The following is an 11834-nucleotide window of genomic DNA, read 5'->3' on the forward strand; positions in this document are numbered from 1 at the left end:
CATGCTTTCTGAAATGCTTTCAGACAGCTTTGCTTACTGAGTATCCTTGGCCTTGGCGGCGCGCATTTCAATCTTGGCGCCATCCTGCAAGCTCTTCAGATAATTCGCCAGCGCTTCTTCACCATAAGCACCCTCAATCTGGCGCGTCAGCTGCGCACGCATCGCTGGGGAAATTTCCTGCTGCGGCAATACCTTGTTGACCTTGTACAGGATGTAGCCGCCCGTTGGGGCATCATCACCCCCCACATAAGCCGGCAGCTTGTTGGCAGGAGCGGCAAACAGCGCGGACATACGATCAGGAGAGATCGACGGATCACCACTCATGCGGGCTACTTCCTTGGTCTGGGCATCCCAGGCCACGTTGACGCTTTCGCCCTTCTGCAATGCAGCCAGCTTTTTGGCGCCATCTGCCGAAACCAGCTTGGCCGCCTTCTCATTCTTCAAACGACCCTGGATATCCGGCGCAACAGTAGCCAGCGGAGGGACCTGAGCGTCTTTATGCTCGACCACACGCGCAGACACCAGCGTGCCCGGCGAAACTTCTACCGCTTCTGAGTTGTGCTTTTTCTTGAGCACATCATCACTGAAAATGGCGTCAGACAGCTTGGCATTGTTCAGCACAGCGTCCTGAGCACCCTTGCGAGTAATCCAGCCACTTTGCTGTACGCTCAATTTGAACTGATCCGCTGCGGGCTTAAGGCTGTCGGCCTGCTGGTAAACCACTTCATTGAACTTGTCAGCCTGAGTCTGATACAGGCTCTGCGCCTTATCATTCTTGAGCTTCTCTACAATTTGCGGCTTCAGATCAGCCAGCGAATTCCCGCGCACGCCATCAAGTTTGATGATGTGATAGCCGAACTCGGTTTCAACCACGTTGCTGATTTCACCCGGCTGGAGCGAGAACACGGTGTCGTCAAAAGCTTTGACCATGCGACCACGGCTGTTCCAGCCCAGATCCCCACCCTTGTCCTTAGAGCCAGGATCATCCGAATTCGACTTGGCCAGTTCAGCAAAACGTGACGGATTGGCCTTTACTTCCTTCAGGATGTTTTCGGCCTTCGCTTTGGCCGCAGCGCGGTCGGCAGCCGGGGCAGTCTTTGGCGACTGAATCAGAATATGGGAGGCTTCGCGCTCTTCGCTTTGCGTCAGCTCGCTCTTGTGTGCATCAAAATACTTTTGCACATCATCATCAGACACGGTCTGTTGGGCAGCCAGTTGCGCCCTGGACAGGACAACATACTCGACACGCACCATTTCCGGCGCTTTCAGATCAGCCTGGTGCTGGTCATAGAATTGCTTGACCTCGGCATCGCTCACGGTCACCTGACTCATATAGTCTTGCGGCTTGAGTACTGCCACGGCGATCTCGCGTTTTTCCGTGAGCAGTGCAATCAGATGATCCACCGTTGTTCTGGAAGCGATGGACGCTTGAGCGAACGGCAATACCAATTGCTGAGAGGCCAGATCATTCGCCACTTCCTGCTGGAAGCCTTCCGGCGTTCTTTGGGTAGAAGCCAGCATTTCCTGGTAACGTTTCGGACTGAATTGTCCGTTCTCCTGGAAAGCCGGGATGGCAGCAATCGCGTCACGGAGTTGCGCGGCGGATGGCGTCAGACGCAGCGATTGCGCCTGATTCAGAATCAATTGACGGCGGATAAGGTTTTGCACCACTTCGGGCTTCTGGTCATCCGAAATGAACTGGCCGCGCGTAGCCATCGCGACATCGGCCTCAGTGATTGTTTTGCCACCCACTTTGGCTAGCCAGTTAGGGCCACCTTCCATGGCGGTATAGCTGGACAAACCAAAACCGATGATCAGGCCCAACGAGACAACACCCAGAATGAGCTGTGCAGCCGTTTTATTTTTTTGCACCAGATCAAACATGAACACAACGCTCCAAAAGAGATTCGCGCCGTATGATGCCAGAACGCGGACGATGCGTCTCGGTTCGTTGTGACAAAAGAGTGACTTGTGGGGCAGAAAACAAAAAAGCCAAGCTTTCGCTTGGCTTTTTTGATTCATCTGGCGGAGCGGACGGGACTCGAACCCGCGACCCCCGGCGTGACAGGCCGGTATTCTAACCAACTGAACTACCGCTCCAGAAGAGACAGCGATTATAGCATGCTTTTTGTATTTTGCAACAACTTTCATGCATCGCTTTTTTTGGTGGGTAGTAGTGGATTCGAACCACCGACCTCCTGCGTGTGAAGCAGGCGCTCTAACCAACTGAGCTAACCACCCCCGGTCTTATACTGCTTCGTTATTTACCCGAAGCAGCAAAGACAATCATTGTACTGCATCTTTCAGGGATTTACCAGCCCTAAATTTCGGTTGCTTTGCAGCAGCGATTTCGATGGTCTGGCCGGTGCGCGGATTGCGACCGTTACGTGCCTCACGTTCGGCAACGTAGAAAGTGCCAAAGCCAACCAGCGTTACTTCATCGCCGCCTTGCAGGGCTTTGGAAACAGCTTCGATGGTGGCATCAAGCGCCTTGCCAGCAGCAGCCTTGGACAGGCCTGCGGATTCGGCGATAGCGTCGATCAGTTCGGATTTATTCACTTATGTGTCCCCTTTCGTTCTGGTTGGATAGGTCCGGTCAGCCGATTGCTTGAGCTTTATAGCAAGCGGCAAAAACACGTGTCAACTAGTGTTTGGTGGGCTGTGTGCCCGTTTCCACGCTTGGGCGATCGCTGGCTTGCGCCACGATCTCTTCTGCGTTATCAGCTTTGCCAGTGGCCGATTCGGGCTGGCTTTCAAGTGCGTGTCCCAACACCTGGTCAAACCATTTGACCGGATGGATAGTGAGGCCACGCTTGACGTTGTCAGGAATCTCAATCAAATCCTTGACGTTACCTTCCGGGATCAACACATGCTTGATCCCGCCACGATGTGCCGCCAGCAGTTTTTCCTTCAGGCCGCCAATTGGCAAGACCTCGCCACGCAGGGTGATTTCACCCGTCATTGCCACATCGCAACGCACCGGCACATTGGTCATGATCGACGTCATGGCTGTTGCAATGGCGATACCGGCAGATGGGCCGTCCTTCGGAGTAGCGCCTTCTGGCAAGTGAATGTGGATGTCGTTCTTTTGATAAAACTCAGGATCTATGCCCAATTGCGCCGCCCGACTGCGGACTACCGACAGCGCGGCCTGGATTGATTCCTGCATCACTTCACCCAGTTTGCCGGTCTGGATTACCTTTCCCTTGCCCGGCAACTTCACGGCTTCAATGGTCAGCAATTCGCCGCCCACTTCAGTCCATGCCAGGCCAGTCACCTGGCCTACCTGATTTTGCTGCTCTGCCATACCGTAATCGAAACGGCGAACACCCAGGTATTTATCCAGATTCTTGGGGTTAACCTGTTGTTTCTTGTCAGACGGCTTGAGCAAAAGATTCTTCACAACCTTGCGGCAAATCTTGGCCACTTCGCGATCAAGGCTACGTACACCAGCCTCACGCGTGTAGTAACGCACGATATCGCGCACGGCGGCATCCTGAATCACCAACTCGCCTTCCTTCACGCCGTTGGCCTTCATTTGCTTGGGCACGAGGTATTTGAGCGCGATATTGACCTTTTCGTCCTCTGTATAACCAGACAAACGGATGACTTCCATCCGGTCCAGCAACGCAGGAGGAATGTTCAGGGTGTTGGCCGTAGCAACGAACATAACGTCCGAGAGATCGTAATCGACTTCCAGGTAGTGATCGCTGAACGAGTTGTTCTGTTCCGGATCGAGCACTTCCAGCAACGCCGACGAAGGATCTCCACGGAAATCCGCGCCCATCTTATCCACTTCATCCAGCAAGAACAGCGGATTCTTCACGCCGGCCTTGGTCATGGATTGCAGAATTTTACCCGGCATGGAACCGATATACGTGCGACGGTGGCCGCGAATCTCGGCTTCATCACGCATACCACCCAAGGCCATACGCACGAACTTGCGGTTCGTGGCACGGGCGATAGATTCGCCCAGAGAAGTCTTACCCACGCCAGGAGGGCCAACAAGGCACAGGATCGGGCCTTTAAGCTTCTCTACACGGCTTTGCACGGCGAGATACTCAAGAATGCGCTCTTTGACCTTCTCAAGGCCATAGTGCTCGGTATCGAGCACGTCTTCGGCAGCGGCCACATCTTTACTGATCTTGGTCTTTTTCTTCCAGGGCAAGGCCAGCATGGTATCGATGTAATTACGCACCACGGTCGCTTCAGCCGACATGGGTGACATCATGCGCAGCTTCTTCAGTTCGGCTTCAGCCTTCTCGCGCGCTTCTTTGCTCATGCCGGCACTCTTGATACGCTTTTCAAGCTCATCAAGATCCGCATTTTCGTCCAGCTCACCCAGTTCTTTCTGAATAGCTTTGACTTGCTCGTTGAGGTAGTACTCGCGCTGGCTCTTTTCCATCTGGCGCTTGACGCGGCCACGGATGCGCTTTTCTACCTGCAGGATGTCCAGCTCGGTTTCCAGTTGCTTGAGCAGGTGTTCCATCCGGCGCTTGACGTCACCCATTTCCAGAATGGCCTGCTTTTGCTCAAGCTTGAGCGGCAGGTGGGCTGCAATGGTATCTGCCAGGCGACCGGCAATCTCGATGCCAGACAAGGAAGTCAGCACCTCTGGCGGGATCTTCTTGTTCAGTTTGACGTATTGGTCGAACTGAGACAGCAAGGCACGGCGCATGGCCTCTGCCTCGTGGCCCTCATCTTCGCCCGGCTCATGCGGCAACGCTTCCGCACTAAAGTAGCCATCCTCGTCCTTGAGACTGAGCATATCGGCACGCTGCAGGCCTTCAACCAGCACCTTGACGGTACCGTCAGGCAGCTTCAACAATTGCAGGACCGTTGCGATCGTACCAACGGGGTAGATGTCTGCCATCGCAGGTTCATCTTTCTGCGCATTCTTTTGCGCGACCAACAGAATATGACGGCCAGCCTCCATGGCGGCTTCCAGCGCACGGATTGACTTGGGACGGCCCACAAACAGCGGAATCACCATGTGCGGAAAGACGACGACGTCTCTGAGCGGCAACATGGGGAAGCTGGCGACTTCAGCGGGCAATGCGTGGTTTTCTGACATTTTGAGAGCCCTGTGTTGAGTGGGAACTGGATCAATAATGTGGCTTGCAGCGCTGAAATTCAACGTTTGCCTGCCATTTAGCCAGAGAATCTGCCCGCCCTCCGGCTTTGGGCAAGCGTAAAAAGCAAAGTGCCAGACCGCTAAGGGTCTGGCAGCATTGAAGAAATGCTTGCGCACCTGCAGATGCGCAATCTTTTCAGAGCATCATTAAAAAATGATGAGATCAGGCAGCAGCTGGCTCAGCCGGCTCAGCAGGAATGCGTTGCGGTTGCGCACCTTCCAGAATCACCGAGTCATCAACCACCACACGCGCAACGCCTTCCAGCGCTGGCAGTTCGTACATGGTATCCAGCAAGGATGACTCCAGAATCGAGCGCAAACCACGCGCGCCAGTCTTGCGTTCCATTGCCTTGCGGGCAATGGCTTGAAGACCTTCCTGCGTGATATCCAGCTTTACATCTTCCATTTCAAACAGGCGCTGGTATTGCTTGACCAGGGCGTTTTTCGGCTCGGTCAGAATATTGACGAGGGCAGCCTCATCCAATTCATCCAGCGTTGCAATGACAGGTACGCGGCCAACGAATTCCGGGATCAGACCAAAGCGGATCAGATCATCCGGTTCTACGTCATGCAGCAACTTGCCGATCGTGGTCTGGTCCTCTTTGCTGGCAACCTCAGCACCAAAACCAATCCCGCCTTTTTCCGAACGATTGCGGATGATTTTGGCCAGGCCTTCAAACGCACCACCCACAATAAACAGGATGTTGGTGGTATCGACCTGCGGCATTTCGTGGTTCGGGTGCTTGCGGCCACCATGCGGCGGCACGGAGGCAACCGTCCCCTCGATCAGCTTGAGCAGCGCTTGCTGCACGCCTTCACCGGACACGTCACGCGTAATCGACGGGTTCTCGCTCTTGCGGGCGATCTTGTCGATTTCATCGATATACACAATACCGCGCTGGGCTTTTTCAATGTCGTAATCACACTGTTGCAGCAGCTTGGCGATGATGTGCTCGACGTCCTCGCCCACATAACCGGCTTCGGTCAGCGTTGTGGCATCGGCAATCACAAAGGGTACATCCAGCTTTTTGGCCATGGTTTGCGCCAGCAAGGTCTTGCCAGAGCCTGTCGGGCCAATCAGCAGGATGTTGGACTTGGACAGTTCAACATCACCACCCGCGGTCTTCTCACCTTTGGTAGAGAGCCGCTTGTAGTGGTTGTAAACCGCCACAGCCAGGATTTTCTTGGCACGCTCCTGACCGATGACATATTGATCCAGCGTATCGCGGATCTCTGTCGGCAGCGGCAGCCGCTTGCCAGTCGGAGTTTGCGGTTCAACCGCAGCGCCAATCTGGGCAGTGCCTTCTTCGGTGAGGATGTCGTTGCACAGTTCGATACACTCGTTGCAGATAAATACCTGCGGACCAGCGATCAGTTTGGTCACTTCATGCTGACTCTTGCCGCAAAACGAGCAATACAGCAGCTTTTCCTTGGATTTGTCTTTGGGCTTGTCAGTCATATCCCCCCCTCTTGGAAGAAGAGCGAGAAAAAAATAAAACCGCCAGCATGTATGACAGTCTGGCGGTCAGAATGGATTACCGGATCAGGCCGTGCCTGCCCGCTTCACCAGCACTTCGTCAATCAGACCATAGGATTTGGACTCTTCAGCACTCATGAAGTTGTCGCGATCCGTATCACGCTCGAGGGTTTCGAGCGACTGGCCAGTGTGGAACGCCATACGCTCGTTCAGTGTACGCTTGGTTTTCAAGAGTTCGCGAGCGTGAATTTCGATATCCGATGCCTGACCTTGCAAGCCGCCAATCAGCGGCTGGTGAATCATGATGCGGGAATGTGGCAAGGCAAAACGCTTGCCTTTCTCACCCGCAGTCAGCAGGAATGCCCCCATGCTCGCCGCCATGCCCACGCACAATGTGGAAACAGCAGGCTTGATGAACTGCATGGTGTCATAGATGGCGAGACCGGCTGTCACCGAACCGCCAGGAGAATTGATATACAGCGAGATGTCCTTGTCCGGGTTTTCCGATTCAAGGAACAAGAGCTGGGCAACCACCAGGTTGGCGGTCTGATCGTTCACCGGACCGACCAGAAACACCACCCGTTCTTTCAGCAGACGCGAATAAATGTCGTAAGAACGCTCACCGCGGCCGCTTTGCTCAACAACCATCGGAATATATCCGAGGCCTTGGGGTTCAAATTCCGGTCGTTGCATGGTTTTCCTCTTCAGTTTGGGTATCCGCCATCCTGGCCGGACACCCCAAACCGGGGATCCGGGCCGATCAAGCTTGTTGCTGTTGGCCCATCAGTTCTTCAAAGGAGACCGTCTTTTCGACAGTCTTGCCCTTCGATTGCACAAACGCGACCACGTTGTCTTCCAGCGCCATGGATTCCGGGCCAGCCAAACGGTCACGCTGCTCATAGTACCAGCCCACCACGTCGGCCGGGTCTTCGTAGTTCTGTGCCAGATCTTCGATGATGGCCTTGACCTGTTCCGGCTTGGCTTCAAGGCTGTTTGCCTTGACCACTTCTGCCAGTACGAGGCCCAGATGTACGCGACGACGAGCTTGCGCCTCGAACATTTGCGGGGAGAACGGTACCAATTTGGGATCAATACCGCGCTGTTTCAAGTCGGCTTGTGCAGCCTCTGCCAAACGACCGATTTCCATACCAACGAGCGCCTTGGGCAATTCGACCGGCGTAGCGTCGATCAGCGCGGACATCACGCTTTCCTTGGCACGGGCTTTCAAGCGGAAACGGACTTCGCGTTCCAGATTGGATTTAACTTCTTCACGCATCTTGGCGACGTCGCCGTCTTCAATACCCAGGCTCTTGGCGAAGTCAACGTTCACTTCCGGCAGAATGGCTTGCGCAACGTTCTTCACGGTGATGGCAAACACGGCTTTTTTACCAGCCACATCTTTACCGTGATAGTCGGCCGGGAAATTCACTTCCACGTCCTTGGTTTCATCTTCCTTCATGCCGCGAATACCGGCTTCGAACTCAGGCAACATCTGGCCCTTGCCCAGCAAGAACGCGTAATTGTCGGAAGAACCACCTTCAAACGGCTCACCGTCAATGGTGCCCTTGAAGTCGATAATGACACGGTCTTCGTCAGCAGCAACACGCTCGACACGCTCGTAACGGGTGCGCTGGCGGCGCAGGATATCCAGCGTCTTGTCGATTTCGGCATCGGACACATCCAGCACCGGCTTTTCGATTTCCACGCCATCGAGCTTGCCAACAACCACTTCCGGATAGATTTCGAAGGTCGCGACGAATTCGAAATCGCCTTCAGCGGTAGAACCTTCCTTCGGCTCGAAACGCGGGTAGCCAGCAACGCTCAGCTTTTGCTCTTGCACAGCTTCGCCGAACGAACGCTCAACGGTTTCGCCCATGACTTCTTCTTGAACGCGGAAGCCATATTGTTGCGAAACGATGCTCATCGGAGCCTTGCCCGGACGGAAACCGTCGACACGGGCAGTCTTGGCGACGCGCTTCAGGCGGGCGCTAACCTCTTGATTAATCAGGTCACGCGGTACGGAGAAGCTGAGGCGACGTTCGAGCGCACCCAGGGTTTCCAGTTGAGCTTGCATGTGTTGATCCATCCTTCACATTGATTCAGTGCGGCCAACAAGCACCGCTTGGGCCAGGGCGACCCGGGGAATCCGGGTCTCTCTAAAATAAAAACCTTGTGGTGCGAGCGGGGAGAATCGAACTCCCACGCCTTGCGGCGCTGGAACCTAAATCCAGTGCGTCTACCAATTCCGCCACGCTCGCTTTAGGGAACTGAACCTGCCAAACCGGCGCTTGCCGTTGGCAACCGATCGCAATGCGCCCAGCGCGTACGATCCGTAAATCCAGGTCAAACCGCGATTATAAAGGATATGTTGCACGAAAAACAAACACGCTCTGGGCGGTTTCGTTCGCTTTGGCGCTTTATGTCATACTTCTGCCCGGGTTATTCAGGTAAAAAGCACGCCTGAACCTCTCCCCGCCTGTCGCGGGGTACCCATTTGCCCTGGACAAGTGATCGTATCCGTGAGCCTTGCTTTTCCCGACCCCGTTTTGCTGCGCGTGATGATTTCAGGCGCGGCGTCTCTCGATACACGTCTGCACTGGTGCGGCATTGATGCAACAGGCAAGTTGTATTCCGGACAATCCAGCCTCTCTCACCTGCCTGCCGCGCCTGCCGTAGAACTGGTCTTGTTGCCGGCAGCGTACTCGTGGCATGTGCTGGAGCTACCCAAACAATCGCCGCAGCGCCTGCGCGCCCTGGTGCCGCACGCACTGGATGACCGCATGCTGGGCAGCCAGGTGCGTCATTTCGGCATCGGCGACACCAGCACCGGCCAGACGCGCGTCATTGCTTGCGATAAAGCCTGGCTACAGCAGTGGCTGGATTTATTCCGCGCGCAAGGCATTGTCGTGCGTGCCGCATGGGCGCTGGTCGATTTGTTACCGGCCGAAGATGAATGGCAACGCCTGGATACTGAAGAGGGTGTCCTGCTGGCTCGCCAGGATGAAAGCGTCTGGTTTGATGCCGCAGCGATCGCGGACCAGTGGCTGGCCGATCAGCCAGTAAAGCAAGCCCGGTGGCCCGATGTTTGCGGTGACAAGCCACGCCACGGCGCCATCAATTTGCTGCAAGGCGAACTAACACCCAGTTTTTCCCTGCCGTTTGATCCGAAAAGATTCAAGCGCACGGCAGGCATCCTCATTGCATTACTGGTTGTCATGACGGTCACCAGCGCATGGGACTGGTGGCAATTGCGCCAGCAAGCAACCGCGCTGCAACGTGAATTGCGCCAGACCTTCGCCGCCGCTTTTCCGGGCACGCCAATTGTTGATCCGGTTTTGCAACTGCAAAGCCAGTTGCAAGCCGCCGGGGTCGGCCAGGGCACTACAGCAACGGGCACTGACTTTACGGCCATGCTGCAGCGGATCGACGCCGTTGCCAGCGGCACGCAGTTGAAGCGACTGCAATTTGAAAACGGCCAGTTGCAAATGGAACTGGCGAGTAACGACGCCCCGGCACTCCAACAAAAACTCGCTGGCGCCGGCTTTAAGGTCGACTCACAACCGGGATCGGTCAACAATACCGTTCTGCGCATTCAAGGGGGCCAGAAATGAACCAGTATCTCGCCCGCGCGCAGCAGTTCTGGCTTGCCCGCAATGCCCGCGAACGCACCATGCTTAGCGCTTGCGCGGCGGTGATCACGTTTGCCATCCTCTATCTCGGGATATGGCAACCCCTGGTCACACAACGCGCCCAACTGGAAAAGCGTGTACCACAACTGCAATCCCAGTTGGCGCAAATGCAACACGATCTGCAACTTCTGAAAGGCGGGCCCACAGTTGCCCGTACCGATGATCTGCGCCAGGCTGTGTCTTCCAGTTTGCAGCAGCATGGCATCAAGGCCGACCTTCAGGCCCTGCCTGATAACAAGATCCGCATTGATGCACCGCAGGCTGAATTCGCGCAGGTGCTTGATTTACTGGGCGCCCTGCCCCGTGAGACCGGCGCGCATGTGGCGTCCTTTGATGCAAACGGCGCCCAGAACAATGGCATCGTGCATTTTTCTGCGGTGGTGCAACGATGAAAGCCCGTTTGAAACATCCCTTGTTGTGGCTCGGGATCGCCTTTTTTGTTGTGTTTGCCTTGTTCCGTCTACCGGTTGTTCTGCTCACCAGCGCGATACCGGCCCCGGTTAAAGCTGGTGATGTAACCGGCTCGTTATGGCAAGGCCGCGTCGGTCAATTGGGCTTGGGTGATCAGCTTTTGCTGCAAGATGTGCGCTGGAGATTGCAGCCCGCCGCCTTGTTACGCGGTCAACTAGCGTGGCAACTTGACACCAAAGATGGCAACGAACCCGGCCAGGCACGCGCTGTCTTGGGGCTTGGCGGCTGGAAGCTGGAGCAAGTTGCGCTGAACATGCCGGCGGCGCCGTTGTTTGCGCAGGTCAAGATGCTCTCCCCGTTCCGCCTGGGTGGTCGCCTGCAAGTGCGCGCGCCGCAAATCAGCGCCGCACATCTGGAACAGATCAACATGCAACTGACCGACGCGACTTCCATGGTGACGCCGCAAGCCAATCCGTTTGGCAACTATGTCATCACCATCAATCAGGCCGGCAACACGCCAAACTGGCAGATTTCGCCGCAGGGCGGTTTGTTGTCGATTTCTGGCAACGGGCAGATCACCAACAATGGGCCGACTGGCTCTCTGACATTCACCCCCACCAAGGGCAAAGAAGCGCTGTTCACCAGCCTTTTGGACCGGATGGGTAGTGGGCACACCATCAAGCTTGGCGGTCAGTGAGTACCACCTGCTAGAATTGGGCGGTGGCAAAGGCCACCTGACGACATCAACGTGGCGACACGACGCCATTCAGGAAAACCAATGAAAAAAATCGATGCGATCATCAAACCGTTCAAGCTGGACGACGTGCGCGAAGCGCTTTCTGATCTTGGCATTTCTGGCTTGACCGTCACTGAGGTGAAAGGCTTTGGCCGCCAGAAGGGCCACACGGAGTTGTATCGTGGTGCCGAGTATGTGGTTGATTTTCTGCCCAAAATCAAAATTGAAGTTGTCCTGAGCGATGACAAGCTGGATGCTGCACTTGAAGCCATCCAGAACGCAGCCCGTACCGGCAAGATTGGCGACGGTAAAATCTTTGTTTACACGGTCGAGCAAGCCATCCGCATTCGCACCGGCGAACACGACGAAGACGCGATCTAAGCCACT

Annotated in this window: 10 protein-coding genes and 3 tRNA genes; 4 read left to right on the forward strand and 9 right to left on the reverse strand. The window is 55.4% G+C overall.

Features of this window, described 5'->3' with window-relative positions; genetic code table 11:
* Positions 1 to 33 precede the first annotated feature (33 nt).
* The 9 genes from IEX44_RS02450 to IEX44_RS02490 all read right to left on the reverse strand — a co-directional run bounded on the left by IEX44_RS02450 (position 34) and on the right by IEX44_RS02490 (position 8869).
* Positions 34 to 1884: a peptidylprolyl isomerase gene (locus IEX44_RS02450; RefSeq protein ID WP_188688346.1), complete on the reverse strand. Its 1851-nt coding sequence runs from the start codon at positions 1882 to 1884 to the stop codon at positions 34 to 36.
* A 139-nt stretch (positions 1885 to 2023) separates the two neighbouring features.
* A tRNA-Asp gene (locus IEX44_RS02455) sits at positions 2024 to 2100 on the reverse strand.
* Between the two features lie 64 nt (positions 2101 to 2164).
* A tRNA-Val gene (locus IEX44_RS02460) sits at positions 2165 to 2241 on the reverse strand.
* Positions 2242 to 2286: 45 nt separating this feature from the next.
* Positions 2287 to 2559 carry an HU family DNA-binding protein gene (locus IEX44_RS02465; RefSeq protein WP_184097309.1) on the reverse strand — a complete coding sequence of 91 codons (273 nt, stop codon included), beginning with the start codon at positions 2557 to 2559 and terminating at the stop codon, positions 2287 to 2289.
* An 85-nt stretch (positions 2560 to 2644) separates the two neighbouring features.
* Positions 2645 to 5074: an endopeptidase La gene (gene lon / locus IEX44_RS02470; RefSeq protein WP_188688347.1), complete on the reverse strand. Its 2430-nt coding sequence runs from the start codon at positions 5072 to 5074 to the stop codon at positions 2645 to 2647.
* A 223-nt stretch (positions 5075 to 5297) separates the two neighbouring features.
* Positions 5298 to 6593, reverse strand: coding sequence for an ATP-dependent Clp protease ATP-binding subunit ClpX (gene clpX / locus IEX44_RS02475; protein ID WP_188688349.1), 1296 nt, complete (start codon positions 6591 to 6593; stop codon positions 5298 to 5300).
* Positions 6594 to 6677: 84 nt separating this feature from the next.
* Complete coding sequence (gene clpP, locus IEX44_RS02480; RefSeq protein WP_188688351.1) at positions 6678 to 7304, reverse strand: ATP-dependent Clp endopeptidase proteolytic subunit ClpP; 627 nt, start codon at positions 7302 to 7304, stop codon at positions 6678 to 6680.
* A gap of 67 nt (positions 7305 to 7371) precedes the next feature.
* Complete coding sequence (gene tig / locus IEX44_RS02485) at positions 7372 to 8685, reverse strand: trigger factor (RefSeq protein ID WP_188688353.1); 1314 nt, start codon at positions 8683 to 8685, stop codon at positions 7372 to 7374.
* Between the two features lie 99 nt (positions 8686 to 8784).
* A tRNA-Leu gene (locus IEX44_RS02490) sits at positions 8785 to 8869 on the reverse strand.
* Positions 8870 to 9130: 261 nt separating this feature from the next.
* Here IEX44_RS02490 and gspL point away from each other — a divergent pair.
* The 4 genes from gspL (at position 9131) to IEX44_RS02510 (ending at position 11828) form a co-directional block, all read left to right on the forward strand.
* Positions 9131 to 10222, forward strand: coding sequence for a type II secretion system protein GspL (gspL, locus tag IEX44_RS02495; protein ID WP_188688355.1), 1092 nt, complete (start codon positions 9131 to 9133; stop codon positions 10220 to 10222).
* On the forward strand, positions 10219 to 10692 hold the full coding sequence (locus IEX44_RS02500; protein ID WP_188688357.1) for a type II secretion system protein M: 474 nt from the start codon (positions 10219 to 10221) through the stop codon (positions 10690 to 10692). Before gspL ends, IEX44_RS02500 begins: the two co-directional genes overlap by 4 nt.
* Positions 10689 to 11408: a type II secretion system protein N gene (gene gspN / locus IEX44_RS02505; RefSeq protein WP_188688360.1), complete on the forward strand. Its 720-nt coding sequence runs from the start codon at positions 10689 to 10691 to the stop codon at positions 11406 to 11408. The genes IEX44_RS02500 and gspN overlap by 4 nt, the downstream gene beginning before the upstream one ends.
* Before the next feature lie 81 nt (positions 11409 to 11489).
* Positions 11490 to 11828 (forward strand): P-II family nitrogen regulator, encoded by a 339-nt coding sequence (locus IEX44_RS02510; RefSeq protein WP_184097295.1) that lies wholly within the window; start codon positions 11490 to 11492, stop codon positions 11826 to 11828.
* Positions 11829 to 11834 lie beyond the last annotated feature (6 nt).

The organism is Silvimonas amylolytica (assembly GCF_014645555.1).
GTDB classification, from domain to species: Bacteria; Pseudomonadota; Gammaproteobacteria; order Burkholderiales; family Chitinibacteraceae; genus Silvimonas; species Silvimonas amylolytica.